The 13,479-nt window shown below is 71.2% G+C and carries 14 protein-coding genes; 9 read left to right on the top strand and 5 right to left on the bottom strand.

The window, feature by feature from the left end:
- Positions 1-77: 77 nt before the first annotated feature.
- Positions 78-758 (bottom strand): M23 family metallopeptidase, encoded by a 681-nt coding sequence (locus ACQPZW_RS12065; protein WP_433794937.1) that lies wholly within the window; start codon positions 756-758, stop codon positions 78-80.
- A gap of 117 nt (positions 759-875) precedes the next feature.
- Complete coding sequence (locus tag ACQPZW_RS12060; RefSeq protein ID WP_433794936.1) at positions 876-2,423, bottom strand: acyl-CoA synthetase; 1,548 nt, start codon at positions 2,421-2,423, stop codon at positions 876-878.
- A 27-nt stretch (positions 2,424-2,450) separates the two neighbouring features.
- Between ACQPZW_RS12060 and ACQPZW_RS12055 the strand changes: the two genes are divergently transcribed.
- The 6 genes from ACQPZW_RS12055 to ACQPZW_RS12030 all read left to right on the top strand — a co-directional run bounded on the left by ACQPZW_RS12055 (position 2,451) and on the right by ACQPZW_RS12030 (position 9,165).
- Entirely contained in the window at positions 2,451-3,455 is a 1,005-nt protein-coding gene (locus tag ACQPZW_RS12055; protein WP_433794935.1) for a Zn-ribbon domain-containing OB-fold protein, read from the top strand.
- Positions 3,452-4,444, top strand: coding sequence for a lipid-transfer protein (locus tag ACQPZW_RS12050; protein ID WP_433794934.1), 993 nt, complete (start codon positions 3,452-3,454; stop codon positions 4,442-4,444). The genes ACQPZW_RS12055 and ACQPZW_RS12050 overlap by 4 nt, the downstream gene beginning before the upstream one ends.
- Entirely contained in the window at positions 4,441-5,595 is a 1,155-nt protein-coding gene (locus ACQPZW_RS12045) for a thiolase domain-containing protein (protein WP_433794933.1), read from the top strand. Before ACQPZW_RS12050 ends, ACQPZW_RS12045 begins: the two co-directional genes overlap by 4 nt.
- Positions 5,592-7,166, top strand: coding sequence for a GMC family oxidoreductase N-terminal domain-containing protein (locus tag ACQPZW_RS12040; protein WP_433794932.1), 1,575 nt, complete (start codon positions 5,592-5,594; stop codon positions 7,164-7,166). Before ACQPZW_RS12045 ends, ACQPZW_RS12040 begins: the two co-directional genes overlap by 4 nt.
- 198 nt (positions 7,167-7,364) lie before the next feature.
- Positions 7,365-8,294, top strand: coding sequence for a family 16 glycoside hydrolase (locus ACQPZW_RS12035; RefSeq protein WP_433794931.1), 930 nt, complete (start codon positions 7,365-7,367; stop codon positions 8,292-8,294).
- A 7-nt stretch (positions 8,295-8,301) separates the two neighbouring features.
- Positions 8,302-9,165 (top strand): hypothetical protein, encoded by an 864-nt coding sequence (locus ACQPZW_RS12030; RefSeq protein WP_433794930.1) that lies wholly within the window; start codon positions 8,302-8,304, stop codon positions 9,163-9,165.
- Between the two features lie 77 nt (positions 9,166-9,242).
- Here ACQPZW_RS12030 and ACQPZW_RS12025 read toward each other — a convergent pair whose 3' ends face one another.
- Together ACQPZW_RS12025 and ACQPZW_RS12020 are read right to left on the bottom strand one after the other, a co-directional pair.
- On the bottom strand, positions 9,243-9,872 hold the full coding sequence (locus ACQPZW_RS12025; RefSeq protein WP_433794929.1) for a hypothetical protein: 630 nt from the start codon (positions 9,870-9,872) through the stop codon (positions 9,243-9,245).
- Positions 9,869-10,369 (bottom strand): sigma-70 family RNA polymerase sigma factor, encoded by a 501-nt coding sequence (locus ACQPZW_RS12020; RefSeq protein WP_433794928.1) that lies wholly within the window; start codon positions 10,367-10,369, stop codon positions 9,869-9,871. Before ACQPZW_RS12020 ends, ACQPZW_RS12025 begins: the two co-directional genes overlap by 4 nt.
- A gap of 92 nt (positions 10,370-10,461) precedes the next feature.
- Here ACQPZW_RS12020 and ACQPZW_RS12015 point away from each other — a divergent pair, with 92 nt between their 5' ends.
- Genes ACQPZW_RS12015 through ACQPZW_RS12005 form a run of 3 tightly spaced genes read left to right on the top strand, consistent with a single transcriptional unit; the run spans position 10,462 to position 12,868 of the window.
- Positions 10,462-10,962, top strand: coding sequence for a MarR family winged helix-turn-helix transcriptional regulator (locus ACQPZW_RS12015; protein ID WP_433794927.1), 501 nt, complete (start codon positions 10,462-10,464; stop codon positions 10,960-10,962).
- Positions 10,953-12,290: an MFS transporter gene (locus ACQPZW_RS12010; protein ID WP_433794926.1), complete on the top strand. Its 1,338-nt coding sequence runs from the start codon at positions 10,953-10,955 to the stop codon at positions 12,288-12,290. The genes ACQPZW_RS12015 and ACQPZW_RS12010 overlap by 10 nt, the downstream gene beginning before the upstream one ends.
- 5 nt (positions 12,291-12,295) lie before the next feature.
- Positions 12,296-12,868, top strand: coding sequence for an HDIG domain-containing metalloprotein (locus ACQPZW_RS12005; protein WP_433794925.1), 573 nt, complete (start codon positions 12,296-12,298; stop codon positions 12,866-12,868).
- Here the strand turns inward: ACQPZW_RS12005 and ACQPZW_RS12000 are convergent.
- The gene (locus tag ACQPZW_RS12000) at positions 12,861-13,451 is read right to left on the bottom strand and encodes a hypothetical protein (RefSeq protein WP_433794923.1); all 591 of its coding nucleotides are present in this window, start codon (positions 13,449-13,451) and stop codon (positions 12,861-12,863) included. The two genes, ACQPZW_RS12005 and ACQPZW_RS12000, sit on opposite strands and share 8 nt — an antisense overlap.
- Positions 13,452-13,479 lie beyond the last annotated feature (28 nt).

Below are 13,479 nucleotides of genomic sequence, written 5' to 3'. Positions count from 1 at the left end.
GATGGGTCGACCTCGACCCCCGAACCGGGCTCTCCCGTGCGCCGGCCCACGCCGGCGCACGGGATCACCGGGTCAGGTCAGGGCTTGCACTTGTGCTTGGCGTTCCACGACTTCACCGCGGCGGCCGGGCTCTTGGCCCCGCCCTTGCGCCACGAGGTGAGGTAGGACGCGGGCCACACGACGCCGCGGCGGACCTTCCAGTCGCCGGTCTTCTTGCACGCCGGGGAGATGCCGTAGTGCACGTGGCAGACGCCGCTGGAGTTGCCGGTCTTGCCGACCTTGCCGACCTGCTGGCCGGCCTTGACGCGGACGCCCTTCGTGATGCCCGTGCCGACCACGCTCAGGTGCGAGCCGTAGTAGCGCACACCGTCGTCACCGAGGATGGAGACGAACTTGCCGCCGTTGTACGGCCCGTCCGGCTTGCCCTTCTTGTATCTGTCGACCCGGCTGACCTCCAGCACGACACCGCCGGTGGTGGCCAGGAACGGCTTGCCGCAGGCGGCGAAGATGTCCGTCGCCGGGTAGCCGGAGTGGGTCTTGTGGTACGAGACGTTCTTCGCCTTGACCGGGAAGACGTACTTGGCCTTGGTCGCGGCCGCGACCAGCTCCACGTCCGTCGTCACCGCTTGCTCGGCCGGCTCGGCCACGGCAGCGGCCGGGGCCTGCTGCTGGGCCGCGGGCGCCGCCACCGGCTCGCCGGAACAACCGGCCAAGCAGGCGAGGGCGGCGAGCCCGGCCAGGTAGGGATGGATTTTCATCGCGCCACCATAGGCGTGGATGCCGCGCTGCCGCCGCCCCGCACCAGGTGACCCGGATCGCACCGTCACCCCGGGCGGGGCGCCCACCATCGGTTGCGGTCGATTCGCTGAAGCGGGTCAGATCGCGCGGTCGCGGCCGGACCAGTACGGGTCGCGCAGGTGCCGTTTGTAGAGCTTGCCGTTGGGGTCACGGGGCAGGGCGTCCACGTAGTCGATGGTGCGCGGCAGCTTGAACCGGGCAAGCCGGCCGGACAGGAACGCCTGCAGCTCGGTGGTGAGGGCGGCGCCGGCCGTGACACCGGGAGCGGGCTGCACGACGGCCTTGATCTCCTCGCCCCACTCGTCGTGCGGGATGCCGAAGACCGCCGCGTCGGCGACCGCCGGGTGCACGCTCAGCTCGTTCTCGATCTCGGCCGGGTAGACGTTCACACCACCGGTGATGATCACGTCGGCAGCCCGGTCGCAGAGGTAGAGGTAGCCGTCGTCGTCGAGGTAGCCGATGTCGCCGACGGTGAACATCCGGTCCCGCCAGGAGGCACGGGTCTTCTCCGCGTCACCGTGATACTCGAACGTGGCGTCGCCCATCTGCAGGTAGACCTTCCCGGCCTCGCCGGGCGCGCAGTCCTTGCCGTCGTCGTCGAGCACCCGGATGCGGGAGCCGGGCCAGGGCCGGCCGACCGAGCCGGGGCGCTGCAGCCACTCGGCCGCGGTGATCAGGGCGCCGCCGCCCTCGGAGGCCGCGTAGTACTCGATGACGACCGGCCCGAACCAGTCGAGCATCTGGCGTTTCACCGGCTGCGGGCAGGGCGCGGCCCCGTGGATCATGGCACGCATCGAGGACACGTCGAAGCTCGTGCGGACCGAGACGGGCAGGGCGAGCAGACGGCGGAACTGGGTGGGGACCATGTGGCTGTGGGTGGCCCGGTGCTGCTGGACCAGCCGCAGGAACGACCCGGCGTCCCAGTGGTCCATCACGACGACCGTGTGCCCGAACTGGAGCGAGATGACGGCGAAGTTCATCACGGCCGTGTGATACAGCGGCGAGCAGCACAGATGCACGTGGTCGTCGAACGGGTGCAGGCCGAACAGGCCGAAGAACCACAGTGACACCGGCGGCACCTGGTCCGGGTCGAGGCCGGGCAGGGGGCGCCGGACCCCCTTGGGGCGACCGGACGTGCCGGACGTGTAGACCATGAGCGCGCCGACCGTACGCGGAGAGGGTCGTCCCGAACCGCCGGCGCCGAGCGCGGCCAGCGACCGGAAGCCGGGGATGTCGCCCACCGCGTAGCGGCCCTCGGCCGGAAGGCCGGCGTCGTCGGCGGCGAGGCGGGCCGCGTCGGCGAACCGGTGGTGCGCGAGGAAGGCGCGGGCGCCGGAGTCGCGCAGGATGTAGCCGAGCTCGGCCGCGGTGAGATGCCAGTTCATCGGCACCACGTGCAGTCCGATCTGGACCGCCGCGAAGTAGGCGACGAGGATGTCGGCGCCGTTGGGCATCAGCAGGGCCACGGTGTCGCCGGCGCCCAGCCCCGCCGCGCGCAGCCCGCGTGCGATCCGGTCGGCCTCGCCGGCCAGCTCGCCGTAGGTGACGGTGCGGCCACCCGGCTCCACGATGGCCGTGTGCTGTGGGCGCTCCGCCGCGATGGTCCACGTCCCGATCCCGGTCATGCCAGAACTCTATAACTCGTTCCATCGATGCAAAAGCCGCTACCACCGCGTTCTTGCCCGGCAAAGTTGGAACGTGTTTCACTCAGTCTCGTGGATACGCTGTCGGCACCGCTGACCATCGCCTTCGACTACACCCGCTCGCTCGGGCCGGTCCTGGGCCGGTTCATGGCGGGGCTGCGCGAGCGGCGGGTGCTGGGCGGGCGCACGGCGGACGGGCGGGTGCACGTGCCGCCACTGGAGTACGACCCCGCCACCCACGAGCCGGTCACCGAGCTGGTCGAGGTCGCCCCCACCGGGATCGTGACCGGCTGGACCTGGATGGACCGGCCGATGGAGGGCCAGCCGCTGGACCGGCCGTTCGGGTGGGCGCTGATCCGTCTCGACGGCGCCGACACCCCCCTGCTGCACGCCGTCGACGCGGGCTCGGCCGACGCCATGAGCACCGGCATGCGGGTGCGGATCCGCTGGGCGCCGTCGCCGGCCGGCCACATCCGCGACATCGAGTGCTTCGAGCCGGGAACCGCCGAGCCCAGCGGCGGGGCCCCGGAGACGGAGCCCGTCACCATCATGACGACGCCGATCCGGCTGCACTACCGGCACAGCACCTCGGTGGAGGAGAGCGGCTACCTGCGCGGGCTCGCCGAGGGGCGGATCGTGGGGCGGCGGTGCCCGTCCTGCCGGAAGGTGTACGTGCCGCCGCGGGTGTGCCCGGCCTGCGGAGTGGCCACGGTCGAGACCGTGGAGGTGGCCGACCGCGGGACGGTCACCACGTTCTGCGTGGTCAACGTGCCGTTCGCCGGGCAGCGGCTCACTCCGCCCTACGTGGTGGCGCAGGTGCTGCTGGACGGGGCGGACATCCCGGTCCCGCATCTGGTTCTCGGGGTTCCGGCCGCGGACGTGCGGATGGGGCTGCGGGTGGCGGCGGTGTGGCGGGACCGGGCCGACTGGTCGACGACGCCGGAGAACATCGACCACTTCGAGCCGACCGGTGAGGCGGACGCGCCCTACGAGACCTTTGCGGAGCACCTGTGAACGACGTCGCGGTCATCGGCTTCGCCCGCTCGGACACGAGTGTCACCACGAGCGGGGTGGAGACGCTCGTGCCGGTCTTCGAGGCGGCACTCGGGCAGGCCGGGCTGGAGCGCCGGGACGTCGACTTCTGGTGCTCGGGCTCGTCCGACTACCTCGCCGGGCGGGCGTTCTCGTTCGTCAACGCGGTGGACGCGATCGGGGCGGTGCCACCGATCGCCGAGTCGCACGTGGAGATGGACGCGGCGTGGGCCCTGTACGAGGCGTACATCAAGATCCTGGCCGGGGAGGCGTCGACCGCGCTGGTGTACGGCTTCGGCAAGGGCACGGCCGGTGATCTCGCCCGGGTGCTCGCTCTGCAGCTCGACCCGTACACGGTGGCCCCGCTGTGGCCGGACGCGATCAGTGTGGCGGCGCTGCAGGCACGGCTCGGGCTCGACGCCGGGCTGTTCAGTGAGCGGGACATGGCCGCCGTGGCGGCGGGGCGCGAGGACGCCTCTTCCGTGGAGGCGTTGCTCGATCGGCCGTACGTCCGCATGCCGTTGAGGGAGCACGACGTCGCGCGCGTCGCGGACGGGGCGTCGGCCGTCGTCCTCGCCGCGGGCGACCGGGTCGGCGGGAGGCGCGCCGCGTGGATCTCCGGGATCGGGCATCGCGTCGATCCGCAGGGGTTCGGGGAGCGGGACCTGACCGTCGTGCCGTCCGCGTCGGCCGCCGCCGTGGACGCGGGCGGGCTCGGCGACGTGCAGGTGGTGGCGTTGCACGCCCCGTTCACCCATCAGGAGCTGCTGCTGCGCCGGGCGCTCGGGCTGCCCGGCTCGGTGCGGAGCGTGGCGTTCGGCAGCGATCCGATGTTCTCGGCCGGACTGTCGCGGATCGGCGCGGCGGCCGGGGAGGTCATGTCGGGACGGGCGTCGGTGGCGGCCGCCCATGCGACGGCCGGGCCGTTGCTGCAACAGAACCTCGTCTGCGTGCTGAGGAGTGGATCATGAGGCGGGCGGCCGTTCTGGGGACCGGGCAGACGCACCATCGGACGCGGCGCACCGACGTGTCGATGGCCGGGCTGTGCCGGGAGGCGATCGACCGGGCGCTGGCCGACGCGGGGGTCGGCTGGGAGCAGATCGACGCGGTGGTGCTCGGCAAGGCGCCGGACCTGTTCGAGGGCGTGATGATGCCCGAGCTGTTCCTCGCGTCGGCGCTCGGGGCGGCCGGGAAACCCCTGCTCCGGGTGCACACGGCCGGGTCGGTGGGCGGGGCGACGGCGATCGTCGCGACGAGTCTGGTGCGTGCCGGGGCGCATCGGCGGGTGCTGGCGGTGGCGTTCGAGAAGCAGTCGGAGTCGAACGCGATGTGGGCGCTGTCGATCCAGCCGCCGTTCTCGGCGCCGATCACGGCCGGCGCGGGCGGGTATTTCGCTCCGCACATCCGGTCGTACATCCGCCGGTCCGGCGCGCCGGGGCACATCGGCGCGCTGGTCGCGGTCAAGGACCGGCGCAACGGGGCGCTCAATCCCTACGCCCACCTGCGGCAACCGGAGATCACCCGGGAGTCGGTGCAGGCGTCCACGATGCTGTGGGACCCGATCCGGTACGACGAGACGTGTCCCTCCTCCGACGGGGCGTGCGCCATCGTCATCGGGGACGAGGCGGCCGCGTCCGCAACGGATCATCAGGTGGCGTGGATCCGGGCGACGTCCATGCGGACCGAGCCCACGTTCTACTCGGGCAAGGACCACGTCAACCCGCGGGCGGGCGCCACGGCGGCGGCCGCTCTCTGGGCCGCGGCCGGGATCAAGGACCCGCTCGACGAGGTGGACGTCGCCGAACTGTACGTGCCCTTCTCCTGGTTCGAGCCCATGTGGCTGGAAAATGTCGGGTTCGTTGGTCAAGGGCAAGGTTGGAAGCTTGTTGAATCGGGTGAAACCGCGCTCGGTGGCGCTCTGCCGATCAACCCCAGCGGGGGCGTCCTCTGCTCGAACCCGATCGGCGCCTCCGGGCTCCTGAGGTTCGCCGAGGCCGCCATGCAGGTGATGGGCCGGGCCGGGGATCACCAGGTGGCGGGAGCGTCGACGGCGCTCGGCCACGCCTACGGGGGCGGATCTCAGTTCTTCTCCATGTGGGTGGTCGGGAGGAATCCTCAATGAAACGTCGAACCCTGCTGGCAGGTTCCGTGGCGGCGCTCGCGCCCATGGTGCGCCTGCCGGAGTTGCAAGGCCGGACCGCGATCGTCATCGGCAGCGGGTTCGGTGGTGCGGTCGCGGCGTGGCGGCTCGCACAGGCCGGCATGAGCGTGACCGTTCTTGAACGCGGCCGGCGCTGGGATCTCAACAGCTCGGGAACCACGTTCTGCACGATCAGCAACCCGGACTGGCGGTGCGCGTGGTTCGCCGACAACCCGCCGCTCGGCCTGGACGTCAGCAAGAGCATCACCCGCGGGGCCGGGCTGATCCAGAAGCACGTCGGCGACGGCATCCAGGTGATGTGCGGCTCCGGGGTGGGCGGCGGCTCGCTGGTCATCGGCATGTTCATGCCCCAGCCGCGCCGCGCCGACTGGGAGAGCGCCTACCCCGCGCAGCTGTCGTACACCGCCTTCGAGAACACCTACTGGCCGCGCGCCCGGCAGAACATCGGCACCGCGACGATCCCCGCGGACATTCAGAGTCATGCGGCGTACGCGGGAGCGCGCTCCTGGCTGCAGTACATCGGCGAGTTCGGCAAGACGCCGGTGCCGGTCCCCTTCGGCGTGAACTGGGACGTCATCCGCGACGAGCTGGCCGGTCGCGTGCCGGCCTGCCACACCATCGGCGAGGGGCCGTTCGGCAGCAACTCCGGCGCCAAGAACAGCGTCGACAAGACCTACCTGAAGTGGGCCGTGGCGACCGGTAACGCCCGCATCCTGCCGTTGCACGAGGTCACCGAGATCCGTGAGGTGTCCGGGTCGACGGTGTTCGAGGTGGCCTGCCGGCAGATCGACGACACCGGCGGCGTGCTGTCGAACCCGGTGTTCACCGCGGACTACGTGTTCCTGGCGGCCGGGTCGCTGGGCAGTACGTCGCTGCTGCTCAAGTCCCGGGCTTCCGGGAAGCTGCCGAAGCTGACCAGCACCGAGATCGGCAAGGGCTGGGGCAACAACGGGGACTTCCTGGTGGCACGGCTCAACCTGCGCAAGACCGTCGGGACGGCGCAGGGCGGGCCGGGGAACGTGCGGTTCTACGACGACTCGAACCCGTACGCCAAGGCGGCTATGGCCTGGGAGGCGGCACCGATCCCGTCGTGGCTGCCGGGCACCTCGGCGCACCTGATCACCAGCCTGGCTCCCGAGCGCGGGGAGATCCGGTACGACGCGGCCACCGGGACCGGGAAGGTCTACTGGCCGTACGCGGAGATGCAGACGTCGTCGGACAAGGCCGGGCGGGACCTGGCGACCCGGCTGTGGTGGGCGACCGAGGGGTCCAAGGGCTCACTGCTGACCGGGCTGCCGTCCTACGACCGGGGCACCGGGATGGGGCTGGGGTCGCGCAACACGTACCACCCGCTGGGTGGCCTGGTGATGGGCAAGGCCACCGACTTCGGTGGAAAGGTCGCCGGATATCAGAACCTGTTCTGTGTGGACGGTGCCCTGCTGCCCGGGACGGCGTGCCTGGCCAACCCGGCGATCACCATCACCGCGAACGCCGAGCGCTGTCTGGACGTGTTCCTCGCGTCATCGGCGTGACCCATTCCTGCAACAAACCTGCAAATGGATTCCGTTGACTCGCCGATATGCCCGGTGGCAGATTCCATCTCGGAACGATTTCCCTTGGCAGTCCGCCGGACCATCCCCAACGCTGCATTGTGCCGCGGTTCGTAAATACGTTCCGCGGTCGGTGCGGCGTGTCCGGCGGATCCATTTGCGACAAGGAGCCCATCCCCCATGTCAGCATCCCTTCGGGGCCGCACGCTGCGCCGATCCCTCGGCGCCGCCGGCCTCTCCGGCCTGGTGGCGGCCGGCCTCTTACTCTCCATCGGTACGGCCGAAGCAGCCACCCTGTTCGGCGCGGACTTTGAATCCGGCAGCACCAGCGGCTGGTCGAAATCGGGCGGAACATGGTCGGTGGTGAGCGACGGAACGTCGGTTCTGGCGCAGTCGGACACCGGTAGCGAGCGGGCCCGTCAGTTCGCCGGAAACACCTCCTGGACCAACTACTCGGTGCAGGCGCGCGTCAAGGCCACCGCTTTCGGGTCCAGCGCCGGTGTGGTCGCGCTGACCGGGCGGGCGGCCGGCTCCACGAAGATGTACCGGCTGTCGCTGACCGGCGCCAACCGGGTGCAACTGGAGACCATGAACGGCAGCGCCGTGACGGTCCTCGGCAGCCTCGCCCAGACCATCTCGCCCGGCACGTACTACACGCTGAAGCTGTCGTTCAGCGGGACCACGATCAGCGGCTCGGTGAACGGGGCCGGCGTCGGCTCGGTCACCGACAGCACCATCGCCGCCGGGCGGATCGGGCTGCTCACCGAGAACGCGGCCGGCCGTTTCGACGACGTCGTGGTCGACGACGGGGTGTCCACGCCCCCTCTTCGCCGTCGTCCTCGCCGTCGTCCTCGCCGTCGAGCAGTCCGTCCACCTCCTCCAGCCCGCCGCCGTCCTCAAGCGCCCTCTACGTGGCCCCGGCGGGACGGACAGCGCGGCCGGCACCATCTCCGCGCCGACCACGCTGACCTCGGCGATCACGCGGATCGCCGCGGGCGGCACGATCTACCTGCGCGGTGGCACCTACGCGCACTCGGCGACGGTCACCGTCCCGGCCGGCAACAACGGGTCGTCCGGCGCGCTGAAGACGATCTCGGCGTACCCCGGTGAGAAGCCGGTGCTGAACTTCTCCGCACAGGCCGAGGACCCGGCCAACCGCGGTCTGGCCGTCAACGGCAACTACTGGAGGATCTACGGCCTGACCGTCGAGCGGGCCGGCGACAACGGCATCTTCGTCGGCGGCAGCAACAACATCCTGGAGCGGACGATCACCCGCTACAACCGGGACACCGGCCTGCAGCTGTCCCGGATCCTGTCGACCACCCCCAGCTCGCAGTGGCCGGCGAACAACCTGATCCTCAGCGCCGAGTCGCACGACAACGCCGACTCCGACGGTGAGGACGCGGACGGTTTCGCCGCCAAGCTGACGGTCGGCTCGGGCAACGTGTTCCGGTACGCGGTGTCGCACAACAACATCGACGACGGCTGGGACCTGTACACCAAGACCGACACCGGCCCGATCGGCGTGGTGACGATCGAGGACTCGCTGGCCTACGGCAACGGCACGCTCAGCGACGGCTCACAGGCCGGCAACGGCGACCGCAACGGGTTCAAGCTCGGCGGCGAGGACATCGCGGTCAACCACATCGTGCGGCGGACCATCGCCTACCGCAACGGCAAGCACGGGTTCACCTACAACAGCAACCCGGGCTCGCTGGCCATCAGCAACAACCTGAGCATCGACAACGCCGAGCGCAACTTCAACTTCGACGCCGGTACGTCGGTCTTCCGCAACAACACGTCGTGCCGGTCCTCCAGCGGCACCAACGACCGGATCATCGGCAACTCGGACTCGACCAACCAGTTCTGGTCGGGGACGAACGGCTCGCGGTGCTCCTCGTACAGCGGGGCTCTGGCCTGGTCGTACGCCTCCGACGGCCGGCTGGCCGTGACCATCGGCGGGGTCGCCGTCTCGCTCTGACCCGCCCGCGCCGTCCGAACACCGTCGCCCGCCCCGCCGTTCCCGGCGAGGCGGGCGACCCCCGTTCGGTGTGGCTCTCACTCCGGGATCGTGTAGTCCGGCGGGAAGAGCCGGCACGGCACCGGGTCACCGTCGATCAGGCCCGTCCGCACCGTCCGCTGGGTGGTGCCGTCGATGCGGTTCGTCTCCTCGAAGATGATGAAGTGCAGGGTGGAACCGGGCGGCATCAGGTCACGCCGGATCGCGTAGGTGCTCTCGTCGGGCCCGGCGGGGGTGTTGCTGTGCGGCATGACGTCCCAGAGGCCCGGTAGCCCGTCGCGGGCGTCCTGACAGCCGGCCACCTTCTGCTCCCGGGGCACCTTGATGAACTCGACCAGAGCGGGGACGCCGGCCTTCTTCAGGGCGGCGCCGAGCTCGTCGGCGTCGACCAGCTGGCGGATGGAGAAGACGACCGTGTCCTCCTGACGGGAGTCGACGGTCCAGGCCGCCACCTGGGTCAGGCCGTGCTCCGGCTCGGCGGGACGACTCAGGGTCAGACCGGCGGTGAGCCCGGCGGCCAGGACCGCTACACCGAGGGCGGTGGCCATTCGGCGACGGCGGCGCAGGCCCCGGCCACGGCTGGTGATGTCGTCGAGGCTGTCGCCCATGTGCACCTGGCCGAACTCGGTGCGGACCCGGGCGTACAGGTCGTCGTCGTGGTCGATCACAGTCTCTGCTCCTGTTCGAGAACGGGCGTCAGGTGCTCCCGGAGGGCCCGGGTGGCGCGGGCGAGGTGGGCGGTGACCGTCCCGGCGGCGATGCCCAGGGTCCGCGCGGTGGTCTCGCTGTCCAGGTCGAGGAAGACGCGCAGCACGAACACCTCGCGCTGGCGGGTGGGCAGCGACCGCAACGCCGTCATCACCCGCGGGTCGGGCATCAGGTCACCGGTGTCGTCGCGGCCGGTGTCCGGCGAGGCCGGTTCGGGCACCTCCCGGCGACGGCGACGCCACCAGGAGATGTGCGTGTTGAGGGCGGTACGGACCACCCAGGCGCGCGGCGACGGGTGCCGGGCGACCGTGGACCAGGAGGCCCAGGCCCGGGCGAACGCCTCCGCGACCGCGTCCTCGGCGACCTGCCGGTTGCCGACCGAGGCCATCACCGCGCGGAGGCAGTCGTCCCGGGCGCTCTCGTAGAAGGCGGCGAACTCCGCCCGTTGTTGTCCCACGCTGGTATTACGCCAGAGCCGCGCCATCCACTTACCTCGCTGGGCGGGCAAAATCGTAACAGTGCTTATATAAGTGCTGTTACAGTCGGCCGGTGACCGATGACTGGCTGGCCGATCCGACCGAGGAGAGCGTGTGGCGGCCGTGGCGACTGCTGCAGGCGGCGATGGACGCCGAGATCGCGCGGGTCTACGCCGACGCGCGGATCGACGGGCTGAAACCGACCTGGGTGATGGAGCTGCTCCGGCTGCACCACCGTGGTCCCATGACGATCACCGAACTGGCCGAGTCGGTGCAGATCACCCACTCCGGGATGAGCCAGAAGGTGGCGGCCATGCGGGTGGCAGGGTGGGTGCGTACCGTCGCCGGGCCCGACGCCCGCAGCAAGAGGGTGGAGCTGACCGCCCGGGCCGAGGCCGTGGTTCGCCGGCTGGGCGCCGAGTGGCGGGCCACCGAGGCCGCGATCGCCGAGATCGAGGCGGAGATCCCCTATCCGCTGAGCCGGGTGGTCCGTGACATCGAGGCGGTGCTGGAGCGGCGCAGCCTGCACGCGCGGATCACCGAGCGTCTGGCCGGGGACCCGGCATGGGAGTGAGCCGGGCGCTGCTCGATGTGACACCCCTGCGGACCTCGCCGCACTACCGCCGGCTGTGGATCGGCGGCCTGCTCTCCGGCCTGGGCGGGCAGATGGCCGTGGTGGCGGTGCTCTACCAGGTGTGGGAGTCGACCCGCAGCACGATCTGGACCGGTGCGGCAGGCCTCGCCCAGGCGCTGCCGATCATCGTCTTCGGGCTGTTCGCCGGGGCGCTCGTCGACCGGGCCGACCGCCGCCGCTTCTACCTGATCACCAAGGTCGGGCAGGCGGCCTGCGCGGTGCTGCTGACCGTGCAGGCGTTCACGGGCGGGTCCGCGCCGCTGGTGTTGTGCCTGGTGGCCGTGCAGTCGCTGTTCGTCGCCGGAGGCGGGCCGGCCTCACGGACCTTCCTGTCCCGGCTCCTGCCGCCGGAGCAGCTCGGCGCCGGGCTGGCCCTCAACCGGATCTCGTTCCAGGGCGCGATGCTGGCCGGGCCCGCACTCGGCGGCCTGGTCATCAGCGAAGTGGGTGTCGGCGGCTGCTTCCTGATCCACACCGTCACGTTCGCGGTGGCCCTGTGGACGGCGATCCTGCTGCCACCGATGCCCGCCACCCCCACCGGGCTCACCGGTGTGCTGGCCGGGCTACGGTTCCTAGGCGGCAACCGGCCGGTCCGGGGCGCGCTGCTCACCGACCTCGCAGCCACCGTGCTCGCCATGCCGATCAGCCTGTTCCCGGTGGTCAACGCGGAACGGTTCGGCGACGATCCGCGCACGCTGGGGCTGTTCCTCACCGCGATCGCGGCCGGCGGAGTGGTGGCGTCGGCGCTGTCCGGCACGTTCACCCGCTCCCGCCGGCCCGGTGCGGTCATGGTCGCCGGCTCGCTGACCTGGGGAGTCGCGCTCGCCCTGTTCGGTGTCACGCCGAACGCGTGGGCCGGGCTGGCGCTGCTCGCGGTGGCCGGGGCCGCCGACACGGTCGCCGTGGTCTCCCGCAGCACCGTCGTGCAGCGGCACACGCCGGACGCGTTCCTGGGCCGGGCGGCGGCCGCGGAGCAGATCGTCGGCCAGGCCGGCCCGGATGTCGGCAACCTGCGCGGCGGCCTGGTCGCGGCCGGGAGCTCGGCCACGGCGGCACTGGTCAGCGGCGGCCTGCTGTGCGTCGCGGCGGTGGCGGCGATCGCGGCCCGCACACCGGAGCTCCGAGAACCCGAACCGGCCGTCACGGCCCGCCCACCGGAACCGGGCAAACCCGAACCGGCCGCCACGGCCCGCCCACCGGAGCCATGCGAACCCCAACCGGCCGTCGCGGCCCGCCCACCGGAACCGTCAAAGCCCGATATACGGTAGGAGTGATGCGTATTCCGACCGATCTCGAGATCCGGGCGCTGCACGAGCGGTTCGCCCCCACGCCGGAGGCTTTCGAGCTGGTCTGGACGCACTGTCTGATCGTCAGCCGGATCGCCGAGCAGGCCGTGGGCGCCGACGGCCTCGACATGGACCTGGTGCGTGCCGGGTGCCTGCTGCACGACATCGGCGTCCACCGGCTCGCGCCGGCCGACCCGTATGTGCGGCACGGGCTGCTCGGCTACGAGATGCTCGGCGAGGTGGGCCTGCCGGAGACGCTGCGCCGGTTCTGCTCGCACCACACCGGTGTGGGCATCACCCGTGACGACGTGCGCCGGCAGCGGCTTCCCCTGCCGGACTGCGACTTCCTCGCCGAGACCGCCGAGGAGGAGCTCGTCATGTATGCCGACAAGTTCCACAGCAAGAGCACGCCACCGCGCTTTCTGACGGCGGCCACGTTCTCGGCACGGGTGAGCCGGTTCGGCGACGACAAGGTCGAGCGCTTCGCGTCACTGGTGGAGCGCTTCGGCGAGCCCGATCTGGCGCCGCTGGCGGCCGAGTTCGGCCACCCGATCACCTGACCGTCGCGCTCGGGAAGTGCTTCGCCAGCTTCCGCGCCGCCGCCTCGACCAACGTGGTGAACCCGGCGTCGTCCAGCCCGTCGGTCGAGAAGTACAGCAGGACGTCTCCCTGGGCGATGACGGCGCCGTGGCCGAAGACCAGCGACGTGTCACCGAGCCGGGGATGCACCCACTGCGTCACCGGCGAAGGGTCCGCGACGGTGCCGAGGATCTCCTCCGGGCACCGCCGTGCCGCGTCGACCAGCGACGAGACGATCGATTGCGCCTCCTCGGCGCCGGGGGCACCCAGGAACAGGGAGACCCGGGCGCCGCCCGCCGTATCGGTCGCGTAGTCCATCGAGATCATCCGCACGTCGTCGGCGCGCCTCGCCGTCTCGTGGTCGCAGCGGTCCCAGGCGGCGAAATCATTGTCACCGGTCGTCTCCTGCCTGTCCTCGATCAACTTCAGGCCGGCGGGCAGTTCCCCGGCCGTCAGCAGCGCCTTGCGCATCTGCTCGAACGACGGTGAGGCCACCGCGGGCGCCGTCAGGACCACAATCGCCGCGACCGTGCCGGCCAGTACCGCTCCGATGATGTTGCGCACCACTTCACGGTAGGCACAATTCCGACCC

This window comes from Actinoplanes sp. CA-252034, from assembly GCF_050956125.1.
Classification (GTDB): domain Bacteria; phylum Actinomycetota; class Actinomycetes; order Mycobacteriales; family Micromonosporaceae; genus Actinoplanes.
The sequence above is the reverse complement of the archived record's forward strand: the minus strand, read 5'-3'. Positions and strand labels throughout refer to the sequence as shown.

Excerpts from the sequence above, each read along its gene's own strand:
- ACQPZW_RS12045 (WP_433794933.1), top strand. The coding sequence starts at position 4,441 with ATGAGGCGGGCGGCCGTTCTGGGGACCGGGCAGACGCACCATCGGACG.
- ACQPZW_RS12055 (WP_433794935.1), top strand. The coding sequence starts at position 2,451 with ATGCAAAAGCCGCTACCACCGCGTTCTTGCCCGGCAAAGTTGGAACGT.
- ACQPZW_RS12035 (WP_433794931.1), top strand. The coding sequence starts at position 7,365 with ATGTCAGCATCCCTTCGGGGCCGCACGCTGCGCCGATCCCTCGGCGCC.
- ACQPZW_RS12065 (WP_433794937.1), bottom strand. The coding sequence starts at position 758 with ATGAAAATCCATCCCTACCTGGCCGGGCTCGCCGCCCTCGCCTGCTTG.
- ACQPZW_RS12010 (WP_433794926.1), top strand. The coding sequence starts at position 10,953 with ATGGGAGTGAGCCGGGCGCTGCTCGATGTGACACCCCTGCGGACCTCG.
- ACQPZW_RS12040 (WP_433794932.1), top strand. The coding sequence starts at position 5,592 with ATGAAACGTCGAACCCTGCTGGCAGGTTCCGTGGCGGCGCTCGCGCCC.
- ACQPZW_RS12005 (WP_433794925.1), top strand. The coding sequence starts at position 12,296 with ATGCGTATTCCGACCGATCTCGAGATCCGGGCGCTGCACGAGCGGTTC.
- ACQPZW_RS12060 (WP_433794936.1), bottom strand. The coding sequence starts at position 2,423 with ATGACCGGGATCGGGACGTGGACCATCGCGGCGGAGCGCCCACAGCAC.